This is a genomic window from Ruegeria sp. HKCCSA071, assembly GCF_017872555.1.
GTDB lineage: Bacteria > Pseudomonadota > Alphaproteobacteria > Rhodobacterales > Rhodobacteraceae > Ruegeria.
Genome location: NZ_JAEDOX010000001.1, coordinates 1,398,668 through 1,419,908, shown reverse-complemented (window position 1 = coordinate 1,419,908; position 21,241 = coordinate 1,398,668). Strand labels below are relative to the sequence as shown.

Genomic DNA, 21,241 nt, shown 5'->3' with positions numbered 1-21,241 from the left:
GGGTTAATCTCCGTCCAGCGCGTTGAATCCTGCGCTGATCCCCAATGTCGGACCCAGCTTGGTCACGGCGATGGTGCGGATATCGTGGATCGACTGTTGAAGGGCCTCGATCCGGAACCGGGCCTGGGGATCTGAAACCCCGGCCAGCGAGGGATCGTCAATGGATTGAGCGTTTTGGATGGCACGTGCAAACGCTGCATCCAGTTCCGACGCGATTTCGGCGTGATCAAAAGACAGCCGTGCGGCTAAATCCCGCGAGGATATCAGCGAAAGTTCCACATGGCGCAAAGACCGCCCGGACCGCCACGCTTCGGCCCGGTTCGGACGGGGGCGGTCGAATGTCCCCATGGGGCGACCCAGCCGAGTGTCCGCCGTGAACTCAAGACCGGTTGACAGGGCCTTGAACAACTCCTGCATCGCTTCGTCCTGCGTCCGGTAGCGGCTGTTCTCTCCGGGTAGGGTAAGGCTTGGGGCATAGCTGTGCCAGTCCTGCGCCATCGCGCGGGCATTGGCATCGATATCCGCCGTGATCGCCCTGATCAGCGCGCAGCGATATTCGGCATTGCCCTGTTCCGCGTAATTAGGATCGAACAACATCCGTTCGAGAGCAAAGAACCCGCGCCCTGCTATGGACGTTTCGGCATAGGCCTCCGGGCTTTGCACGGCATCATCCTGAGCCTCGATATGCTGGGATAGCGCTTTGGATGTGAACCCTTTCGTGTCGGGCCAAAAAGCCATGGCGAAAGCGCGGTCATCGATCTCGGTCGGACCAAACCGCAGGTGGCTGGCGGATATCCAGCTATCGAAAGCCGCATCGTAGGCCGCGCGCAGCGCCGGTGAGGTCGGATCGCACTCAACCAGGGATGCACTGACCAGCGCGCCCGTCGTTTCCGGGAGCGTGTCGAACCGGGGCAGGATATGGGTTTCAGTCACATCCATCAGGATCGGCGCGCGATCCTGTGCCTGCGCGGCAAGTGGCATGATCAACGCTGCAACAAGGGTAAAAACTCGCATGGGTCAGAGGCTCTCCAGAAATTGGATCAGGGCGTCACGGTCTGCCTTGGGCATCGAGACAACGGTGTCGCGGGTAGCCTGCGCTTCACCGCCATGCCACAGGATTGCTTCAAGCAAGGTGCGCGCCCGCCCGTCATGCAGAAATTCTGTGTGGCCCGAGACGCGTTTCGTCAGGCCAATGCCCCACAAAGGCGGTGTTCGCCATTCCCGACCTGTCGCTCGGGCCTCGGGGCGGTTGTCGGCCAGACCTTCGCCCAGGTCATGCAGCAACAGGTCGGTGTAGGGCCAAATCAGCTGAAAACTGTGCTCGGGCCGATCTTCCATCCGATGAGTGACATGTGACGGTGTGTGGCATGACGCGCAGCCGGTCGCATGAAATACCTCTTTCCCGCGCAACACCTTGGGGTTATCCACGTCGCGGCGACCCGGCACCCCCAGATTGCGGCTGTAGAATGCGACCAGGTCCATACCCTGATGATCGATCTCAAAGCCGCGCTCATCATTGTCGCCGTGCGGGGCTTTGATGCAGTTCACCTGCACATTGGTGCAATCCCCGTGCGGAGCAGGGTAGAGCGGGTTCGATATGCCGATATCCCCGGCAAAAGCAGCAGCCGATTGTTCCATAACTGTCGGCATCCCCGCCTTGTGACCGAACCGGCCCATCATCGGGGCGTCAAACTCGACCGACCAGACGATATTCGGGCGGCCCGATATGCCGTCCCCATCCAAATCGTCCGGGTCGGCCTTGGCAAGCAGGTCTTCGACCGGGATCGCTTCCAACAGGCCAAGCCCGATCATCTGCGGCGCGACCCGTGGGCTTAGCATCGCGTCCGGGTGCAGCGGGCCATAACCCAGATCGGCTGCCTGATAAGTCGGGCGGCGTAGTGAGGCGGTTTCACCGTCAGAAAGCTCTACCGGGATTTCTTCGTACGAGATGTCCAGCCGGTATTCCGCTGGATGACCTGCCAGTGCGAAATCCTGCATCTGTCCACCATAGGTGGGCTCGGGCAGAGTGGCGATGTAATCTTCGATCGCTGCATAAACATCTTCCGACGTGCCTGGGATCGAGACCCGCAGAAACATCGAAACTGCATTGTCATCGGGCCCGTTTGGAGTGTGTCCGCGTCCATCCTTGATGTGGCAGCGCTGGCACGACCGCGCGTTATAGAGCGGCCCCAACCCGTCAGAGGCGAGTGTCGATGAGGGCGACGAAACCCAGACCTTCTTGAACAGTCCGTTTCCGACTTTGAAATTCAGCTCCTGTTCAAAGCTCAGGTTGTCTGACGGTTGCGAGAACGCATCCGCGTCCGTACGGACCCGAACAGTCGCGGCCCCGGCGGGCAGTTCTTCAAACTGCTGCGGTGCGCTGAAATCCTGAGGGGGTGCTGTGACAACGGCAATCCGGGCGCGTTCATCGTCAGTGCGGGGGGTGACGTTCAGATGCAGATCCTGCAGTTCGGCTGACAGGGAAGGGGTGGCCGCGAAGGCCACCGCCGACAGGGCGACAAGGCTACTCGCCTTCGTCCATTTTCGATGCGTTGAGTTGCGCATAATTGGCTTCGCCGATCCTTTCATAGAGGTCGAGCTGCGTTTCGAGAAAGTCGATATGGCCCTCTTCATCGGACATCAACGTTTCGAACAGCGACATCGAGACATAGTCGCCGGCATCCCGACAGTATTCGCGCGCTTCCTTGTACAGGGCCCGTGCATCCATCTCGGCCGCAAGGTCGCATTCCAGCGTTTCCTTTGGTGTTTGACCGATCCGAAGCGGGTCAAGCTTCTGAAGGTTGGGGTGGCCTTCCAGAAAGATGATCCGTTCGATCAGCTTGTCCGCGTGGCCCATCTCTTCGATGCTTTCCTCGCGGCTTTTCTTGGCCATGTGGCCAAGCCCCCAGTCTTCCTGCAACCGGTAATGCAGCCAGTATTGGCTGACAGCAGTCAGTTCATGCCGCAGAGATTTGTTGAGATATTCGATGACTTTTGGATCGCCCTTCATCTGCACTCTCCTGTGATACTGCCGCGCGCAGAGCGCGGAGTTGCATGGGTACTTCGAGATTATCGCTTGACCGCATCATGTCCAGAAACAGAGGCATGCATCCGCCGCAATCCGCTGATTTTCCAAGAGCACGGTAAACCTTGCCGGGAGTGATGATGGTTCGGGGGTCGGCTTTTCGCATCCAGTCGATGGCTGCGCGGATGTCGTGGTCCGAGATATTGGTGCAGTGGCAGACAATCATGGTTGTTGACTTGGGTTTGTGCGGTTCAGAGGGCTGGCGGGTCAGCGTGCTGAGTGTACCGGACGCAGGCAAGCCCCCGGTACGCGTTCTTGTTTAGTGGAATACCGCGTCGGGGTTATCCAGACTGTCTGATCCTTCAAATTCAATCTGGTCCAGTTCCAGTGCGGTCACGATGCGCTCGATTGTTTTGGTCTGGTCGATCAGGCCGTTGACGCCGGCCATGATTAGGGTTTCACCGCCTTCGTTGCCGCGCTCCAGCATTTGGTCATAGGCAAACCCTGCTTCCGCGGTCGATTTGATCCTGCCAAGGGCTTGCATCGTGACGGCCAGTTTCGCCTTCATCTCGGCGTCCAGTGCCGGATCAGTTGCGATTACCAGATCGGCCAGCGATGCGCCTGATACAGGTGTGCCATCGATGCGGGTATAGCTGCCCAGATAGACGTTCAGAACGCCCAGTCCATCGTAGTAATGGCTGTTGTGGGTGTTGTCCGAAAAGCAATCGTGTTCTTCTTCCGGGTCGTTCAGCATCAGGCCCAGACGCATCCGCTCACCCGCTTGTTCACCGTAAGACAGTGAACCCATACCGGTCAGGATCGCACTGACACCCGCCGTTTCATTTTCCATCAGCGCCGTGCGCGCCGCGCCGCCTTGTTTCCACTGATCGGCCATCCAGGTCAGATCGCTGACCAGCAGGTCGGTTGCGGCGCTCAGATACTGGGCACGACGGTCGCAATTGCCACCAGTGCAGGTATCGCCGTTCGCATAATCAGTGGCTGGACGGTTGCCTGCACCGGCCCCGTGGCCGTTCATGTCCTGACCCCACAGCAGGAACTCGATAGCGTGGTAGCCGGTCGCGACATTGGCTTCGATACCATCAGCCTCGTGCAGGGTTTCGCTCAGCAGTTCCGGAGTAATCTCGCTGGCGTCAATGGTTTCGCCCGACAGTTCGAAGCTGGGGTTGGCGATGACATTCAGAACCGCAAACTCGTTCTCATCCGTCGCGCCACCATAGGCCGCGTCGACATAATCAATCAGACCTTCATCCAGTGGCCAACCGTTTACTTTGCCTTCCCAGTCATCAACGATTGCGTTGCCAAAACGATAAACTTCGGTCTGTTGATAAGGCACACGCGCTGCAACCCATGCTGCCCGTGCCGCAGTCAGGGTCGCGTCCGAGGGTTCGGCAATCAGCACACCGACTGCGTCCCGCAAAACCTTTGCCGCAGTCAGGCTGTCGTCATACTTGGCTTCGGCAATATCGGCATAGGTTTCCAGAATATCCGCTTTTGTCGGCACATCACCGGCAAAAGCAAAAGTGGCTGTCGCAAATGTCAAAGCGCTGGCTGTTGCAAACAACTTGGTCATGGAGGTCGATACTCTCTTTTCAGAACTGTCAAATCAGGCGGGTTTGTTCCCGCGGCGGTTTTCGTTGAAATAACTGAGTTAAAAAGTCAACATTGTCAACCTGAGTTTTTTTGTCGGATAATGAAACCGCTGACTCGGTTGCCACTATCCCCATATCTGGCGGGGGTTCGGTCCGGCGGATCACATTGTGCGGTACATGTTTCGGGCTAAAATCAGCCAAGTGATTCTTTGTAGGTGGTTTGTTGTTCATGAAGCGCGTGGTTCTGGCCTTGTTCCTGTTTCCTGCGGCACTTGCGGCGCAAGCAACGCAGGTTTCCACGCCTCATCACCATGGTTCGGCCCAGATCGACATCGTGTTTTCTGACACCGGGTTCGCCTTGGCGCTGAGGGTGCCAAGCATGGACATCGTCGGGTTTGAAACCCCGGTTGAAAACGATGACAGCCGCACACGTGTGGCCATAGCAATGTCAAAACTTTCCGACCCGCTAAACCTGTTCGTAACCCCGTCCGAAGCTGGGTGCTCTACGGTGGCCGCCCATGTGGTTCTGACATATGGCATCACACTGCAGAGTGGTGAGGCGAACGCAGTCACAGGCTCCACAACGGCGGAGAGTCACTCGGAGTTTCAGGCGGACTATGTCATTCAGTGTCACGATATGAGTGCGCTGAACATGATCGAGTTCGCCTATTTCGCGCAGTTCAGTGGGACAGACCAGCTGAACATCCAGTTAAAAACGGGCGGGGCACAGGACGCGGTCGACATCACAGGCGCGGCACCATATCTCGATCTTCCACCGGATCGATGAGCGCTGAAATCAGCTGAAATCAAAAGGAAAACCAAAAGTGGTGTTCCGGTTTGATGCTTTGGGGATTTTGGTAGCGGAGGAGGGACTTGAACCCCCGACACGCGGATTATGATTCCGCTGCTCTAACCAACTGAGCTACTCCGCCGTGAGTGAGAGGCGATGTAAGCGAGGGGCCGGGAAGGGTCAAGAGGGAAATCGCCCTAACCGGGGAATTCTTTCACGGGCTCTGTCGCCGTGTCCTGCAAGGGCGTCTGACGGAATATCGTGGTGTCCACCGTTCTGCGGATAAACGCGGCGCATATCTCCGGTTCTGTGATCAGGATCATATGACCCAGACCGTCAAGCTCTTCATAGCTCAGACCATATTTGACCATCGGCGGTCCGTGAAGGGCAGGGGACAGAAGTGCGTCCTGACGACCATACAATATCCCACCGGGGACCGATAGCTCGGGATATCTGGCCACCAGCGCATCGCAGCTGGCATCCAAACCGATAACGTCCTGCGAGGCCGTGACAAAGGCCGAAGGGCGCAGCCCGAGCGCACCACCCGCCCGGTCCAGAAAGTCATTTGGAGGGGTTTCAGGATCAAATGCCACGCCCAGACTGTGCGGCGCTGTTTTTGAGGCCATGGGCACTGCAATCGTGTTGGCAATCAGACTGCGCAGCCATTTGGTCCGAATCTCGAGCGGTTTGAAGATCACCGGTGTTTCAGGCAGCCTGTGCGTTAGTGGAGCCAACAGAGCGAGGCTGGATACCCGCTCGGGGTAATCCAAAGCCAGTGCCAGCGACACCGCACCGCCCAGAGAATGCCCCACCAGCACGGCCTGATTCACGCCTTTGGTTTCAAGAAACTCAGCTATCATCGCGGCCTGCTGCGGCAATTGTGCGAGTTCTGCAGTATCCCGGGTTGAATATCCGCAACCGGGGCGATCCAGCGCGATCACGTGGAAATCCTCGGCCAGTTGATCTGCCAACGCGTAGGTAAAATGCTGTAACTGCCCAGCCAGACCATGAATCAGGATAACCGTCTGCGCGTCCGGATTGCCCTTTTCCACATAGTGGATGCTGCCGCTCTGCACGGACACGATCTGGCCCATCTGCGGCACGGTTTTTAGCCCCTGACGGGTTATCCGCCGGGTCCACAGGGCCATGGCCAGAAGAAAGACGGCAAAGGCCGCAATCAGGCTAAGAAAAAATGTCATCTAGCTGTCTCCGGTCCTAACGGGGTTGTATTGCTCCAATCCCGATTGTGACATGCGTTTCTGAAACTCGGCAACTGTTCCGGGCCAAAGTGTCGTGTTTTGCCCGTCCGCATCAATGTACCAGGATGTGCAGCCTCCGGTCTGCCAGACACTGTCCGCGTGGCGGTTCTGCATTTCCTGCGTAAAGGCTGCCTGTTTCACCGCATCGGGGGTGATTACCGACAGTTCCTTGTGCTGCATCTCGCTCAGAACCCGGCCGATATGCCTGACCTGGGCTTCGATCATCAATACGACCGAATTATGCCCAAGCCCGGTATGAGGCCCCAGAAGGATGAAAAAGTTGGGAAAACCGGCTATCGCCGTGCCCAGATGAGCAGACATCCCGTTTGCCCAAGCCGATCGCAGCGTTAGCCCATCTGTGCCGGTGATATCCAACCTTTCCACGACATTGGTGACCTGAAACCCGGTGCCCCAGATCAGCGCGTCTGCCTCTGTTCTGGAGCCATCTGACGCGACGATGCAGTTGCCATCGATACTGGCCACGCCGTGTGGAATGACGCTGACATTGTCGCGGGCCAGCGCCGGGTACCAGTCATTTGAGCTGAGAATGCGCTTGCACCCAATTCGATAGTCCGGTGTCAGAATGCGCCGTTCTTCGGAGTCGGAAATCGCGCCTTCCAGCGATTTTCGCCACATCTTCAGAGCAAAGTTCATCGCGCGTTCCTCGCCCCTGAACACGCGGTGGCGGAACTCGAAGAACATGAAAATCAGTTTGCGCCGGATGCGCGGAAGCAGGGGAAGGTAGGCATATAGTTTGCGCACCCAAGGCGCGATCGGGCCGTCAGGGCGCGGCATGACGTAAGGCGCGCTGCGCTGAAAAACGGTGACGTGGCGCGCAACCTTGGCAATCTCGGGCACGAACTGAACGGCTGACGCCCCGGTGCCGACAACAGCCACATGCTTTCCGGTCAGATCGACGGTGTGATCCCATTCGGCCGAATGAAAACAGGGGCCGGGAAAGCTGTCGGCGCCGGAAATATCCGGAATGCTGGGATGATGCAGCGCGCCGATGGCCGAGACCAGAAACCGGGCTGACCAGAATTGGCCATCCATGGTTTCAACCTGCCAAAGCGTGCCATCCCATTTCGCCGTTTTCAGCGCCTGCCCAAAGTGGCAAAGATCGTATAACCCCTCCTTATGCGCGACATTTTGCAGGTATGCCTGTATCTCTGCGCCACCGGCATAGGCGCGGCTCCAGTGCGGATTAGGGTGGGTCGCCATGGAATACAGATGCGACGGCACATCACATGCGACGCCGGGATAGGTGTTCTCGCGCCACGTGCCACCGATATCTTCGGCCTTTTCCAAAATGGCGATATCTTTGATGCCGCGTTTGCGCGCTTCAAGCGCCATCGTCAGCCCTGAGAACCCGGCACCGATGATCAGCATCTCTGTCGTGTGGTGCATTGAAGCGGCCCTCCTGAAACAACTTTATGGATATTTGTTGCAGATGTCTGCACGTGATTGGCAGTGAAGTAGGTCACACAAGATAAAATGACCGAACGACCTTACGTGAACAGGCGTGGCGAAATTCCGTCATCAGGGCGGTGTCGCTTCCTGCAAGCACATATCGCAATCAGAGAGGTAAACGCGGCGTAATTCCCTCAGTCTGTTTCCAAACAGGAGGATTGCCACTTGTCGACCCGCACTCTTGCACGCGCCGGTGGGCGTTCTGCGCGCCGCGCTCTTCGCACTGCGCCGAACTTTGACATGCTGCCGGGTCTGACCCGCGGCATCCCGCATTGCGAAGTTATGGACGGAAGCCAGGTTGAGCTTATCGACAAGGCCGCCATGGATATTCTGGAGAATGTCGGTGTCCAGTTCCGCGACCCGACCGCAGTGGAAGACTGGAAGGAAGCGGGCGCGAAGGTTGACGGAGAGCTGGTCTTTCTGGATCGCCACATGGTGCGCGAGTTGATCGCGACCATTCCGGCGCAATTCACCTATCACGCGCGCGATCCACAAAAGAACCTCGCTCTCGGCGGCAAGCATTCGATCTTCGTACCGATGACCGGCGCGCCGTTTCTGCGTGATCTGGACGATGTGCGCCGTAACCCGACGCTGGACGATCTGGCGATGTTTCACAAACTGTCGCACATGATGCCCGCACTGCACAGCTCGGCCCATCATATCGTCGAACCTTACGACCACCCGATCAGCCAGCGGCACTTGCGCATCACTTATTCGTCGATGAAGTACTCGGACAAAACATTCATGGGCATGACCACCTCGCCCAGGAATGCCGAAGACGTGATGGACATGTGCGATATCCTGTTCGGCGAAGGGTTCATTGATGACCACCCGGTTACAACGGGCAACTGCAACGGCAACAGCCCATTGGTCTGGGATGAAACCATGCTGGGTGCAATGCGTGCCTTCTGCCGCAGGAACCAGCCGGTTTTGTGCTCGCCCTTCGTTCTGGGCGGTGCCAATACGCCCGCATCGGTTCCCGCAACCGTGGCACAGCTGACCGCCGAGGCGCTTTCGGCACTGGCCTATACGCAGGTGATCCGCAATGGCTGTCCGGCGATCTGGGGGCACTACCTGTCAACCGTTTCGATGAAATCCGGTGCACCGATGGCAGGGACGCCTGAAATCAGTCTGATGAATTTCATGATCGGTCAGATGGCGCGCTATTACGATGTGCCATGGCGCACTTCGAACACGCTGGGCGGGGCCAAGACGTTTGACGCGCAGGCCGGGTACGAATCCGCCACAACTCTGGGCGCTGTTCTGCATGCAGGGGCCCATTACATCTGGCATTCGGCAGGCTGGAACGAGGCGGGGATGCATTGTTCGGTCGCCAAGTTTGTTGTGGACGCAGAGCAATGCGCAATGGCCTATCGGATGGCAGAAGGGCCAAAATGGAATGATTTTGACGAAGCCTTGGCCGCAATTCCGGATGTGGGTCCCGGCGGGCACTATTTGGGGCATCCGCACACCCAGGAGAATTTTCAGACGGCTTTCTTCATGCCCGAACTGTTTGACAACAACTCGATCGAACAATGGGTGGCGGAAGGCGAAGTTGAAATCACCGAACGGGCCCTTAACTACGCGAGGAAGCTTTTGGCCGAGTATCAGGAACCCAAGCTGAATGAGGCAAAGAACGACGCCCTTCTGGACTATATCGCCCGTCGCGAGAGGGAAATCCCGGCCGCGGATGAGTTGAACCAGACTTACTGACGGTCAAGTTCATTCCTTACCGGACCGCCACTCTTTCCAGATCAGATAGCTGTTGGCGGCAAGCGAGGCGAATGGCTCGGGCGGCAAACCCGGCAAGTCCGGTTGCGCCAGAAAATGATCGGCGATGTCAGACTGCTGGTCCAGCAAAAGTTCCGCGATGCCCATGCCTTGCAGTGTTCCCCGTGCAATGCCCAGACCGTTCTGGCAACAGGCTGAGTAGACACCGTCCTCAAGCTCGCCGAACGCGACCGATCCATTGCGACTGAGGCAGAGCATCCCGGCCCAGCGATGTTCCATCTGCACATCCGGCAGATGCGGAAAGCGTTCCCTGAACTTTCTGTCATGCACCCAGCCTGCATTGCGCAGTCGCATTGGACTGGTCTCGATTTTTGGATGAAAGCTGGAGCAGGTGCGGATCAGGATGCGATCCCCGTAGCTGCCGGAAGTGCGCCGTACTGACGTCCCCATCGGGTTCGCTGGCGTCACCGACCAGCGCGACTGCCCGCCCAGTGTCTTGATCTGTGCGTCGGTCAGCGGCGCTGTGAGCGAGGCATAGAGGCATATGTGCATCAACTGCCGCTGGTAGAACCCAAAGCTTTCCAGATGACCGTTATTGGCCAGAATGATCCGCCCGGTGCTGACTTTGGCCTTGTTGGTGCAGACCACCCAGCCTGCGCCCTGATGCTCAAAACCGGTGACGGGTGAATGCTCGAACACATCAATCTGCCCGGCCAGGTAGGCAGACATCGCACGCACATATGCCGCAGGCTGGATCATCACTGTCCCCGGCGCATAAAGCCCCGAGGTATAGTGTGGACTGCCCGTGATCTCTTGCATCTGCTGCTGATCATAAAGCGTATGCGGCTCGCCGAGTTTGGTCAGGTGCGCGGCAAAGGCGCGGTTATGCGCGTCGCCCGCTTTGGTGGCGGCGGCATTGTATTTGCCGCAAGGGTCGAACATTTCCTTTGACAGCCCGCAATCGAAGGCCACTTCGGTCGCAAAGGCAATGGCCTTGCGGTTCAGCGCAATGGTGGCGCGATCTGCGTCCGATCCCTTGCCTGCGTAGTTGTCCGAGGCCAAGTCATGGGGCAGGTCGATCATAAACCCGGAATTTCGGCCTGCCGAGCTGTCCGCGAAGCGGCCGGCTTCCAGCAGAACGATTTTCAGGGAAGGATCCAATTGATGCAGCCGCCGCGCCGCGCTGAGCCCGGCAAACCCGCCGCCAACTATTGTGATATCTGCGGTCAGGTTCCGTTCCAGCACCGCCAGAGGTGTTTGGGGCGGCAGAATCGCATTCCAACCCGACGGGCCTGTCTGCCGGGGTAGCCTTTTTGCGTCATGTCGACTCAATCGACGGCCTCATCCGCGTCATCGGCCAGATCGATCCAGATGGTTTTCAACTGGGTGTACTGGTCATGCGCGTGGATCGAGTTATCGCGACCCCCAAAACCCGACTGCTTGTAACCACCGAAAGGTGTCGTGATGTCACCTTCGCCGAAGCTGTTCACCGTCACGGTGCCTGCGCGGATCATCCGCGCACCACGTATGGCGCGTTTGACATTGGCCGTGAAGATTGAGGCGCATAAGCCATAGTCGGTGTCGTTCGCGATCTGGATCGCTTCATCGAAGCCCGAGACTTCAATTACCGACAAGACAGGGCCAAAGATCTCCTCGCGCGCCAATGCAGCGTCGTTGCCGGGCACTTCGACCACGGTGGCCTCGACAAACCCGTTGTCCGCTTTGCCACCGATCACCACGTTCTCGGCCTGATCCAGATAGCCACAAACCTTGGTGTAGTGGTCTTCGCTCACCAGTGCGCCCATGCGGGTTTCGGGGTCGAGCGGGTCGCCGGTGTTCCATTGTTTGACGTGATGCGCGATGCGCTCCAGCAGCTCGGCCTTCACTTTCTTATGCACGATCAGGCGTGACGAGGCCGAGCAGTTCTCCCCCATGTTCCAGAATGCGCCATTGACGATATGCGCCGCCACCCGGTCGAGGTTTTCGGCATCCTCCATCACGATGGCAGGGTTCTTGCCGCCCATCTCAAGCACCACCTCTTTGGCGTTGCTTTCCGCCGAATAGGTCAGAAAGCGTTTGCCGGTCACGGTCGAGCCTGTGAAGGACACCATGTCGATATCCATGTGCCGCCCAATGGGTTCGCCCACCTCGGTCCCGCCACCAGGTACGATGTTCAGTACACCGCGTGGCAAACCGGCCTCCATCGCCAATTCGGCAAGGCGCAGGGCCGTCAAAGTGGTTTCCATCGCCGGTTTCACAACAACAGAACAGCCTGCCGCCAGCGCTGGCCCGATCTTCCATGCCAGCATCAGCAGCGGAAAGTTCCACGGCAGCACCAAACCCACAACGCCTATTGGCTCGCGCACCACCATGGCGATGTGATCGTCGCTGGCGGGCGAAACCTGATCGTAAATCTTGTCAATCGCCTCGGCGTGCCACTTCAGGCAGTGGATCGTCTCGGGCACGTCAACAGTTTCGCAGTCAAAGATCGTCTTGCCGCTGTCGATGCTTTCCATCACGGCCAGTTCACGGGCGTTGCGGGTTACCAGTTTGCACAACCTGATCAATACATCCTTGCGATCAGACGGATGCAGTTTGCTCCATCGGCCATCGTCAAACGCCTCACGAGCTTTCGCGACCGCAAAATCCACATCTGCCCCATCGCAAGATGCAATATCGGCCAGATTTTCACCGGTTGCAGGGTTCACTGTCGCAACGGTCCGGCCTGAGATCGCCGGACGGAATGCGCCGTCGATAAAGGCACCTGTCGGCAGGGTCAGGCCTGCGGCGATGGATTTGTATTCGTCCTGTGTCAGCAGATCCATGTCTCTTACCCCTCTGCCACGATGTCGGCGATTGTCTTTTTCAGCACGCACGTGACCTGTTCCAGCGCGCGCTTGTCATCCTTGTTCAGACCCTTCAGCGGAGGCCGCATGATGCCTGCGTCGATCCCGTTCATCGTGACGCCATGCTTGATGGTCTGGATGAACTTGCCACCCTGTTCCAGTACCCGCATCAGCGGCATCATCGCAGACATGATCCGGCGGCCCTTGGTGAAATTCCCTTCGACCACGCAGGCCTGATAAAGAGCCACATGTTCGGCAGGTAGGAAGTTCGACCCGCCACACACCCAGAACGGCGCACCCCAGGCAAAGAACTCGAGTGCTTGGTCGTCCATTCCACAGCCCAGCTGGATATGCGGATAATCCCGCGCCAACAGATGCACCCGGTTGGTATCGCCCGAGCTTTCCTTGATGCCGCAGAAATTTCGGCTGCGACCCACGCGGTCAAGGAACTCTTCCCCCATCATTGTGCCGGTACGGTGCGGATAGTTGTAGAGCATCACCGGCAGGTCGGCGGCTTTGTCGATGGCCAGCGCATTCAGCGCGTTTTCGCGATCCGTCGGTACCGAGTAGGGCGGGCTGGCCAACAGGATGGCGTCCGCGCCGATGTCGCGCGCGCCCGCGGCCAGCGCTATCGAGTCCGAAGTCAGCATCGCGCCCGTGCCAACCACCAAGGGCAACCGCCCTTTCAGGTGTTTATGCGTGAATTTGGCCAGTTCCAGCCGCTCCGGCACGGTCTGAGCATAATTCTCACCTGTGGATCCGCCGGAAATCAGGCCGTGCACACCATTCTCGATCAGGTATTCGATCACGTCGGACAGGGCGTCCCAGTTCACGCTTCCATCGTCGTGATAGGGGGTGATCACAGGGGTATATATCCCTTCGAACTTGAAAATCGGGTTCATTCCGTCCTCATGCGGGTTTCGAAAGTGGCGGGATACCCATTGGGACATCCAGTGCGTCAGGCATCACAAACATCCCGATCTGATCCCGGGACAGGTTCCAGTGATCCTCGGCCAGTTTCGCCGCCTCAACTTCATCGCGTGCCTCGATGGCTGCGATGATCGCGTCATGCTGTTGGCTGGCCAGCGACAGGTTTTCGGACATTTCAACTGTCTGCGGCCGATAAAACGTCATGCCAATCCGTGCATGATCGATCAGCAGCCGGTTGAATGACGGAAGCAGGTAGACATTGCCGGACATCTCTCCGGTAACGTCATGAAAGCGGTTGTTGGCAAGTGCGCGATCCTCGGCCGACCCTGAATGAAGGGCAGCTTTGAACGCGTGCTGAGCCGCTTTCAGGTCACTGATTTGCACGTTAGTCGCGTTCACTGCCGCCAGACGCAGGATGGCCCCGTAGACCATCGGTGCGGCAAGGAAGAAATCGCGCAGCGTAGTGTAGGACATTTCCGAAACACGAGCGCTGCGGTTCTTCCGAAGATCCAGATAACCTTCGCCAGCCAACTGTCGAAATACCTCGCGCAGCGGCGTGCGCGACAAGCCGAATTCATCGGACAGATGCGCCTCATCCAGATCGTCGCCCGGACGAAGGCGCAGAGTCAGGATGGACATCTTCAGGTGTTCTCTGAGCTCGGTTTTGCGCGACTTGGCTTCGTCTTTCATCCTCTGGCCTCACTATATCCTGTGGCCGCCGCGTTCGAATCGCGGAGGTCACAGTTTTGTATTTCTAAAAAATACAACTTGTATACAAAAAAATCTCGTGCAGCATGAGTGTCTGCTAAATAGACTCACGTTCGGGCGTCGGCCCAGTTTGGAAATGGTTCTGCTCATGCCTCAGACGCAGCACTTCGCCTTCATCCTGGTCGAGGAGTTTTCGCACCTCGCCTTTTCCTGTGCGGTCGAGCCGCTGAGAATCGCCAACCTTGTGAGTGGCGAAGAGCTGTATCGTTGGTCATTTGTATCCGAACAGGGCGAGCAGGCCGTGTCTTCCAATGGATCCGTCACCCTTGTGCATTCCGGACTTGAGGAACTGTCCAAGTGCGATCAGCTCTTTGTTTTGTCGGGCATTCACATGCGTGACCATGTGACCCGTTCCCTTCTGGCCGCGCTGCGGCGCGAACGCGCGCGTGGAACGCGGATCGGGGCCTTGTGTTCCGGGGCGTGGCTGCTGGCCGAGGCCGGGTTCCTCAATGGTATGCAGGCAGCGATCCATTGGGAATACCACGACGCGTTCATGGAGGCGTTTCCGGATGTCAATCTGGTGCGCAGCGTCTTTGTCGCCGACGAAAAACACACTACTGCATCAGGTGGAACCGCGACCGCAGACCTGATGCTGCATCTGATCGAACGAGACCATGGCGAAGAGCTGGCCACCGATGTTGCGGATCAAATGGTCTATAACACTGTACGTAATGCGACTGCCAAGCAGCGCGTTTCGCTGCAATCGCGCAATGGAATGCGCAATGCTCACCTGGCAAAGGCGATAGATATTATGCAGGACAGTCTGGAAACTCCAGTTTCACCATCCTTCATTGCAGACAATTTGGGTATCTCCACCCGTCAACTTGAACGGTTGTTTGGCAAGTACCTCAACACTTCGCCCAAACGGTACTTTATGGAAATGCGGCTGGAACGGGCCCGGAAGCTGCTTTTGCAAACCGAAGCGTCGGTCACCGAGGTCGCCGTGGCCTGTGGTTTTGAAAATCCGGGACATTTCTCTCGGGTATACCGGTCCAGTTTTGGCATCACACCGCACGCGCAGCGCAACAAGATCAACTGAAATCGGATAGATTGCTGCTTCTACCTGCCGACGGGGGTGCCGCGATCCGCTGACCTTGAACAGGTCCGACCTGGCACCCCCTGATCCCGCCGAGATACCCCCTCGTTAAAACTGGACTAGTCAACAGATCGGCAGGATTACCCACCAATAAATCTCGATATTGGCATAAGTATATCAAGAACTTGTCATCGACAGGTTTGTTGTGCCCTGTTTCGTTAATCTATTGTTAACTTAAAGCTCAGGTTGAAGCCTCTGGATGTTCCGTCAGCCAAAACGCCGACATCCGGTCACGATAATCGGTTCGTGCTGATAGCGCTTCCTTGATTAGTGAGATGTATCTCAGCATGATCCGGATATGTCGGTTGAAATGGACACGTGGCTGAACGACCTCGGACTGGGTCAGTACGCAGATGTTTTTGCGGAAAACGACATTGATGCGCGCGTTCTGCCGCTGCTGACGGGTGACGACTTGAAAGAGCTAGGAGTGAGTTTTGGTCACCGGAAGATCATCCTTGCGGCGGTTCAAGATTTGGTTGGCTCTGGGCACCTGTCTTCATCAGCACCTGCCGCAGGGGAGCCCACCGGCGAGAACACTCAGCCATCCGCCGCTGATGATGTGCATGGTGAAGCTGCACCAACGAAAAAGCACATCGCACCTGCGGCTGAGCGGCGTCATCTGACAGTGTTGTTCGCTGATCTGGTCGGCTCGACAGAGCTGACCAACCGTTTTGATCCCGAAGACATGCGGGATCTGCTACAGAACTATCAAGATACCGTCGCGGGGGCAGTGAGCAGATACGGTGGCTATGTCGCGAAATACCTTGGCGACGGTCTTCTTGTGTTTTTCGGTTGGCCAACAGCCTATGAAGATCACGCCATTCGCGCCATTAAGGCGGGGCTTGAGTGCGTCCGCCGCGTTGAAGAGCTTAACACCCCTGACGGCGAGCGTTTGTCGGCCAGGCTGGGTATTGCCAGCGGTGATGTCGTGGTCGGCGACACTATCGGCGAAAACTCTTATGAAGAAGGTGCCATGACCGGGCCGACCGTCAATCTTGCGGCGCGGATACAGGAACACGCTCAGCCGAACTCGGTGGTTTTGTCTGCGGAAGAAACCGAAGCCGCCTTGCACCGGATATTCGAGTTCGAGACCCTTGGACCAACTCAGCTGAAAGGGTTCAAAGACCCTCGGACCTTGTTGAAGGTCGTATCGGAACGCAGCGCGGAAAGCCGGTTTCGCGCGTCGTATAAGGATGACGCCAGCAGCACCATGATCGGCCGGGATTACGAAAAGGGGATCCTGTTGCAATCGTGGCAGCGCGCCCAAAGCGGTCATGGTGAGGTCGTTCTGCTGTCGGGTGAGGCGGGAATAGGAAAATCGCGCCTGACTGAGGGGTTTCTTGCAGATGTCACGGCAACCGGGCAGGCCGACGTGATAAGGCTGAACTGCTCTCCTTATCTGACCAGCAGCCCCTTTCATCCCGTCACCCAGCGAATTTCACAGGATGCGGGCGTTGAACCGGATTTTGATGACAATCAAATTCTGGAACATGTCAGGAAGCTGCTGGAAGGCCGGGAAGGTCTGGACTGGGAACAGGTTCTGCCTGTCTTTGCAGCGCTGGTTGCGCCGCGCAGTGCGCCGGCTCGTGAAGTTCTCGAGATGTCGCCGCAGGAGCAACGCGACATAACGATCCAAACCCTTATCCATACGGTGCAGGTCCGGGCAGGCGTGCGCCCGGTTATTCTGTGTGTTGAGGATGCACATTGGATCGATCCCTCGACGCAAGCCCTGCTGGAGCGGTTCAAGGCGATTTGCACCGATCTTCCCCTGATGATCCTGATGACCCACAGACCTGGGTGGGACCTGGCCCGCGATGACGGGGACACGCATGTTCAAACACTCCTGTTGCGCCGGTTCGGTTCTGCTGATGTCTCGGATCTGGTCCGCAATATCACCGGCAAGGACCCTGACGATGCCTTGATCGCGACGATCATCGAAAAAACGGACGGCGTGCCCCTGTTTGTCGAAGAATTGACCCAAGCAATCGTAATTGCTGATGAGCAGGGACAAGTCCACATACCATCGTCGCTGAAGGGCGCCTTGATGGCGCGGCTTGATGCAGTTTCGCCCGAGGCCAAACAGGTTGCGTTGACGGGGTCCGTCATTGGGCGGGAATTTGAACCAGACTTGGTAAAGGCCGCAATGGGGCTGGAACGCGCGGATATCAAATTTCGCCTTGAAGAACTGTCGCGAACGGGACTGATCTTTGAAAGCGGAAACAACCGCGGGCATTTCGTGTTTCGCCATGCCCTTATCCGCGATACGGCGTATCAATCCATGTTAAGTTCCACCCGCAGGCAGCAACATTCAGATGTTGCCCGAGCACTGATCGCGATGCGATCAGCTGAAATCGAACGCCGACCCGAGCTGGTGGCCCGCCATCTGTCAGAAGCAGAAGAATGGCGCGCCGCATTCGACAAATGGGAAGCTGCGGCGGAAATGGCGTTGGCCCGGTCAGCCAGCCAGGAAGCGATGGCCAATGCACTGGAAACACTCAGGGCTGCGGAAAAACTTAGCTCTGAAATCAGTGCGGAGATGGTCAGGGGCAAAATTCTTGTCGGACGCAGCCATGACAGCCAGGGCCAGTTGCCTGAGGCGATGGAAGTTCTGAAAAGTGCATCTAAAGCTGCCCGGAAACTCCATGACGTGGAGCTGGCAGCCGATGCAGCCAATCATTTTGCTGACTCGTGCATGATGACAAGCACGCGACATCACGAGGCCATAGACCTTTGTGACAAGGCACTGAAAGACCTGTCAGACAATGACGAAGTTAGGCGGTGCCGGTTGATGAGCCAACTTGCACGGGCGTATATGTTTGTCGGCCAGTTTTCCGAGGGTACCCGCTTTGGTCAGCAATCCATGGAACTGGCGGCGAAACTTGGGGATCATAAATCCCAGTTTTCGGTAATGATGATGCATTTTGGGGCGCCCTTCGTTGCGCGCAACGGGCGAGAGGCGCGCCATTGGCGTGAAAATCTGGACGCCATGCATCGGGTGGCAGAAAAGCTTGGCACCATAGACCAAGGCCGCGACCGGACGCTCAGCCTGTTTGTCGGCGCTGAAATGGCCGACCGTGACCTGATGGACAACTCGCTCGAGTTGCTGACAGCGATTTCAGAAAAGGACAATCATCTGCAACTCTATTGGGTTCAGAAACACGCACGCGCCATGGTTGCAATCATGGAAGGCGACTTTGTTCAGGCTGAAAAGCACGCCACCGAAGCAGTCAAGATCGGTCGAAAAACGCACGGGGAACATGTCGAGGGTGTTTTCGGCGTTCAGATGTTTACCATCCGGCGCGAGCAGAACCGCCTGCACGAGGTCGCGCCTGTGATCAAGAAACTGATGACCGACAGCCCCGAAGACATCTCGTGGAAGCCGGGTTTCGGCCTTATCGCGGCCGAGCTGGGGTACACGGAACCGGCCGAAAAAATACTGAATGAAATGGCGGAAAACGGCTTCGACCTACCGCCAGATGCCATGTATTCAACAACTCTGTCCTATCTTGCCGACATCTGCGTGGCAGTCGGGCATCCGGATCATGCCCAGACGCTTTACGGCATGCTGCAACCTTACGAAGACCTGACGATCACCGCAGGGGCAACCACAGTCTGCACAGGTGCCGCAGCCCGACGCCTGGGGAACCTGGCAACAGTGCTGAAGGACTGGGAAATTGCCGGGAAGATGTTCCAAAAAGCCATCGAGATTGACACGCGGATGAGTTGCCCGCCCTGGATTGCGCATTCCAAGGCAGCGTATGCATCCGCACTCAGACAACAGGGCCGCCCCAGTGATTTGGAACTGGCGTTTCAACTGGAAGGGGAAGCGTTGGCAATATCACAGAAATTGAGTATGGTTTCCCTTAAGTCAAAGCTCGAAGGGGTAGCCAGTTAAGGCCCGGAAAATGCTTGGGGGGCATAATGCCACGATACATCATTGAACGAAATTTTGCGGAACAGCTGAATATCAGCGACAACGACAAAATTCACATCAAAGAAATCAACGACGAAGTCGGCATTGAATGGATATTTTCCTTCCTCAGCGCAGATAAGCGCAAGACATACTGCCTTTACGAAGCCCCGGATGAAGAAAGCCTGCGAAAAGCGGCCGAACGTCTGAACATTCCAGCCGATGTCATCACGCCGGTAGATCGGATCGATCCGGGAATATTTGCCTGACGACCAGCTTTCTCCCACAACCAAATATCCCCTTCCCAGGGCAATAACAAACTCACGAGGCAGCCGTGCGCGAAACCTTTCCTGAACCAAGGGAGGCCTACGCATGTTTGACCTGAAAGCACTCGACGGACGTATCGCGACCGTGGATCAAGGCGATTTGGACGCGCTTGATGCCTCACTGCGCGGCGGGGTCTACCTGCCGGGGACCCCGGAATATGAAGAAGCCAGGATTACCTGGAACAGCATGTTCGAGCGTTGCCCCGCCTTCGTGATCCGTGCGATGGGGGCGAGCGATGTCCAGAAGGCAATAAATTTCGTCCGACAAGCAGGCCTCATGATGACCGTTCGATCAGGTGGACACCAGATCGCAGGGCACGCCGTCGCGGACAAGGCCGTCATGCTGGACCTGTCCCAGATGCGTTCAGTTCATGTGAATCCTGCCCGCAAAACTGCCCGGGTTGCACCGGGTGCGTTGCTTGGCGACGTTGATCGCGAAACACAGGCCCATGGTCTTGTCGTCCCCACAGGCATCAATTCGACCACCGGCATCGCCGGGTTGACCCTAGGCGGAGGTTTCGGCTGGACGACGCGGAAATTCGGCATGACGATCGACAACCTTCTGTCAGCAGAAGTCGTCACCGCGGATGGCGCGATTGTCACCGCATCATCCACGAGCCACCCGGAACTTTTCTGGGCCATTCGTGGTGGTGGCGGAAACTTTGGTGTCGTCACCTCATTCGAATTCCAGTTGCATGATCTTGGGCCGGATGTCCTGTCCGGCCTGATCGTGCACCCGATCGAAAAGGCACCAGAACTGCTTTCCGAATTTGTGGCCATTGCGGACACGTCCCCCGATGAGCTCACCGTCTGGAGCGTGATGCGAAAAGCGCCGCCGCTCCCGTTCCTGCCGGAAGAGTGGCACGGGCGCGAGGTGCTGATTTTCGCAGCGTGCTATAGCGGCCCGATGGATGAGGGTGAAAAAGCAATGTCGGCCTTACGTGCGCTGGGTGAGCCGATTGTGGATGTCATTTCACCGCACAGGTTCGTGGACTGGCAGGCGGCTTTTGATCCCCTGTTGTCGCCGGGCGTCCGCAACTATTGGAAAAGTCATGACTTCAACACGTTGCCCCCGGCCGCCATCACGGACCTGCTGGACGCGATTTCCACCCTTCCTGATCCCGCTTGCGAGGTTTTCATTGCTCATGTCGGTGGCGCGATGGCCCGCGTTGAACCCGCTTCTACCGCCTACCCGCAAAGATCTGCGCATTTCATTATGAATGTTCACACACGATGGGAGGACCCTGACAAGGATGACACCTGCATCGGGTGGGCACGCCGGCTGTACGAACAGATGAAGCCGTACTCAACAGGCAGTGCTTATGTGAACTTCATGCCTGAAGATCAGGCAGATCACATGACCGGCGCCTATGGTGTGAACGGCGAAAAGCTGTCCAAGATCAAAGGTATTTATGATCCGGGCAATCTGTTCCGGATCAATCACAATATCTTGCCTTCACGGGGGTAAGTAAGACTGCAA

17 protein-coding genes and 1 tRNA gene are annotated in these 21,241 nt (G+C 57.4%); 6 read left to right on the top strand and 12 right to left on the bottom strand.

The features are described 5' to 3' along the window. Positions 1–3: 3 nt before the first annotated feature. The 5 genes from I9188_RS07030 to I9188_RS07010 all read right to left on the bottom strand — a co-directional run bounded on the left by I9188_RS07030 (position 4) and on the right by I9188_RS07010 (position 4,616). A complete protein-coding gene (locus tag I9188_RS07030) occupies positions 4–1,014 on the bottom strand; it encodes an imelysin family protein (RefSeq protein ID WP_209504682.1) in 1,011 nt (336 codons plus the stop codon). A 3-nt stretch (positions 1,015–1,017) separates the two neighbouring features. Further along, positions 1,018–2,565 carry a di-heme oxidoredictase family protein gene (locus tag I9188_RS07025; protein ID WP_209504681.1) on the bottom strand — a complete coding sequence of 516 codons (1,548 nt, stop codon included), beginning with the start codon at positions 2,563–2,565 and terminating at the stop codon, positions 1,018–1,020. Then, positions 2,525–3,010: a bacterioferritin gene (bfr, locus tag I9188_RS07020; RefSeq protein ID WP_209504680.1), complete on the bottom strand. Its 486-nt coding sequence runs from the start codon at positions 3,008–3,010 to the stop codon at positions 2,525–2,527. The genes I9188_RS07025 and bfr overlap by 41 nt, the downstream gene beginning before the upstream one ends. Next, positions 2,958–3,251, bottom strand: coding sequence for a (2Fe-2S)-binding protein (locus I9188_RS07015; protein WP_209504931.1), 294 nt, complete (start codon positions 3,249–3,251; stop codon positions 2,958–2,960). Before I9188_RS07015 ends, bfr begins: the two co-directional genes overlap by 53 nt. Before the next feature lie 93 nt (positions 3,252–3,344). Continuing rightward, positions 3,345–4,616, bottom strand: a complete 1,272-nt coding sequence (locus I9188_RS07010; protein ID WP_209599577.1) for an imelysin family protein — start codon at positions 4,614–4,616, stop codon at positions 3,345–3,347. Positions 4,617–4,864: 248 nt separating this feature from the next. Here I9188_RS07010 and I9188_RS07005 point away from each other — a divergent pair, with 248 nt between their 5' ends. Continuing rightward, positions 4,865–5,422: a DUF2796 domain-containing protein gene (locus I9188_RS07005; RefSeq protein WP_209504678.1), complete on the top strand. Its 558-nt coding sequence runs from the start codon at positions 4,865–4,867 to the stop codon at positions 5,420–5,422. A gap of 68 nt (positions 5,423–5,490) precedes the next feature. Here the strand turns inward: I9188_RS07005 and I9188_RS07000 are convergent. The 3 genes from I9188_RS07000 to I9188_RS06990 all read right to left on the bottom strand — a co-directional run bounded on the left by I9188_RS07000 (position 5,491) and on the right by I9188_RS06990 (position 8,091). Continuing rightward, positions 5,491–5,567: transfer RNA gene (locus I9188_RS07000), tRNA-Met, on the bottom strand. 55 nt (positions 5,568–5,622) lie between these two features. Continuing rightward, a complete protein-coding gene (locus tag I9188_RS06995; RefSeq protein ID WP_209504677.1) occupies positions 5,623–6,624 on the bottom strand; it encodes an alpha/beta hydrolase in 1,002 nt (333 codons plus the stop codon). Beyond that, positions 6,625–8,091, bottom strand: coding sequence for an NAD(P)/FAD-dependent oxidoreductase (locus I9188_RS06990; RefSeq protein ID WP_209504676.1), 1,467 nt, complete (start codon positions 8,089–8,091; stop codon positions 6,625–6,627). Between the two features lie 228 nt (positions 8,092–8,319). On the opposite strand from I9188_RS06990, the gene I9188_RS06985 reads away from it, so the two are divergent. Then, a complete protein-coding gene (locus I9188_RS06985) occupies positions 8,320–9,867 on the top strand; it encodes a trimethylamine methyltransferase family protein (protein ID WP_209504675.1) in 1,548 nt (515 codons plus the stop codon). Positions 9,868–9,876: 9 nt separating this feature from the next. On the opposite strand, the gene I9188_RS06980 is transcribed toward I9188_RS06985, so the two are convergent. From I9188_RS06980 to I9188_RS06965, 4 genes are read right to left on the bottom strand one after another with little or no spacing between them, the layout of a single operon-like run. Next, on the bottom strand, positions 9,877–11,217 hold the full coding sequence (locus I9188_RS06980) for an FAD-binding oxidoreductase (RefSeq protein ID WP_209504674.1): 1,341 nt from the start codon (positions 11,215–11,217) through the stop codon (positions 9,877–9,879). Next, entirely contained in the window at positions 11,214–12,710 is a 1,497-nt protein-coding gene (locus I9188_RS06975; protein ID WP_209504673.1) for an aldehyde dehydrogenase, read from the bottom strand. The genes I9188_RS06980 and I9188_RS06975 overlap by 4 nt, the downstream gene beginning before the upstream one ends. A gap of 5 nt (positions 12,711–12,715) precedes the next feature. Further along, positions 12,716–13,633 carry a dihydrodipicolinate synthase family protein gene (locus tag I9188_RS06970; protein ID WP_209504672.1) on the bottom strand — a complete coding sequence of 306 codons (918 nt, stop codon included), beginning with the start codon at positions 13,631–13,633 and terminating at the stop codon, positions 12,716–12,718. A gap of 7 nt (positions 13,634–13,640) precedes the next feature. Then, on the bottom strand, positions 13,641–14,351 hold the full coding sequence (locus tag I9188_RS06965) for a GntR family transcriptional regulator (protein WP_209504671.1): 711 nt from the start codon (positions 14,349–14,351) through the stop codon (positions 13,641–13,643). Positions 14,352–14,517: 166 nt separating this feature from the next. Here I9188_RS06965 and I9188_RS06960 point away from each other — a divergent pair, with 166 nt between their 5' ends. From I9188_RS06960 to I9188_RS06945, 4 genes are all read left to right on the top strand, one after another. Continuing rightward, the gene (locus tag I9188_RS06960; protein ID WP_209504670.1) at positions 14,518–15,468 is read left to right on the top strand and encodes a GlxA family transcriptional regulator; all 951 of its coding nucleotides are present in this window, start codon (positions 14,518–14,520) and stop codon (positions 15,466–15,468) included. Positions 15,469–15,823: 355 nt separating this feature from the next. Further along, a complete protein-coding gene (locus tag I9188_RS06955; RefSeq protein WP_209599576.1) occupies positions 15,824–19,420 on the top strand; it encodes an adenylate/guanylate cyclase domain-containing protein in 3,597 nt (1,198 codons plus the stop codon). 26 nt (positions 19,421–19,446) lie between these two features. Beyond that, positions 19,447–19,704 carry a DUF4242 domain-containing protein gene (locus tag I9188_RS06950; RefSeq protein ID WP_209504668.1) on the top strand — a complete coding sequence of 86 codons (258 nt, stop codon included), beginning with the start codon at positions 19,447–19,449 and terminating at the stop codon, positions 19,702–19,704. A 103-nt stretch (positions 19,705–19,807) separates the two neighbouring features. Next, positions 19,808–21,229, top strand: a complete 1,422-nt coding sequence (locus I9188_RS06945) for an FAD-binding oxidoreductase (protein ID WP_209504667.1) — start codon at positions 19,808–19,810, stop codon at positions 21,227–21,229. The last annotated feature ends 12 nt before the right edge of the window (positions 21,230–21,241 follow it).

Bases quoted from the DNA above. Each gene is read 5' to 3' on its own strand.
- I9188_RS06970 (WP_209504672.1), bottom strand. From the start codon at position 13,633: ATGAACCCGATTTTCAAGTTCGAAGGGATATATACCCCTGTGATCACC.
- I9188_RS06960 (WP_209504670.1), top strand. From the start codon at position 14,518: ATGCCTCAGACGCAGCACTTCGCCTTCATCCTGGTCGAGGAGTTTTCG.
- bfr (WP_209504680.1), bottom strand. From the start codon at position 3,010: ATGAAGGGCGATCCAAAAGTCATCGAATATCTCAACAAATCTCTGCGG.
- I9188_RS06955 (WP_209599576.1), top strand. From the start codon at position 15,824: ATGTCGGTTGAAATGGACACGTGGCTGAACGACCTCGGACTGGGTCAG.
- I9188_RS06990 (WP_209504676.1), bottom strand. From the start codon at position 8,091: ATGCACCACACGACAGAGATGCTGATCATCGGTGCCGGGTTCTCAGGG.
- I9188_RS07025 (WP_209504681.1), bottom strand. From the start codon at position 2,565: ATGCGCAACTCAACGCATCGAAAATGGACGAAGGCGAGTAGCCTTGTC.
- I9188_RS06995 (WP_209504677.1), bottom strand. From the start codon at position 6,624: ATGACATTTTTTCTTAGCCTGATTGCGGCCTTTGCCGTCTTTCTTCTG.
- I9188_RS07005 (WP_209504678.1), top strand. From the start codon at position 4,865: ATGAAGCGCGTGGTTCTGGCCTTGTTCCTGTTTCCTGCGGCACTTGCG.
- I9188_RS06950 (WP_209504668.1), top strand. From the start codon at position 19,447: ATGCCACGATACATCATTGAACGAAATTTTGCGGAACAGCTGAATATC.
- I9188_RS06975 (WP_209504673.1), bottom strand. From the start codon at position 12,710: ATGGATCTGCTGACACAGGACGAATACAAATCCATCGCCGCAGGCCTG.
- I9188_RS07010 (WP_209599577.1), bottom strand. From the start codon at position 4,616: ATGACCAAGTTGTTTGCAACAGCCAGCGCTTTGACATTTGCGACAGCC.
- I9188_RS06965 (WP_209504671.1), bottom strand. From the start codon at position 14,351: ATGAAAGACGAAGCCAAGTCGCGCAAAACCGAGCTCAGAGAACACCTG.
- I9188_RS06945 (WP_209504667.1), top strand. From the start codon at position 19,808: ATGTTTGACCTGAAAGCACTCGACGGACGTATCGCGACCGTGGATCAA.
- I9188_RS07015 (WP_209504931.1), bottom strand. From the start codon at position 3,251: ATGATTGTCTGCCACTGCACCAATATCTCGGACCACGACATCCGCGCA.
- I9188_RS07030 (WP_209504682.1), bottom strand. From the start codon at position 1,014: ATGCGAGTTTTTACCCTTGTTGCAGCGTTGATCATGCCACTTGCCGCG.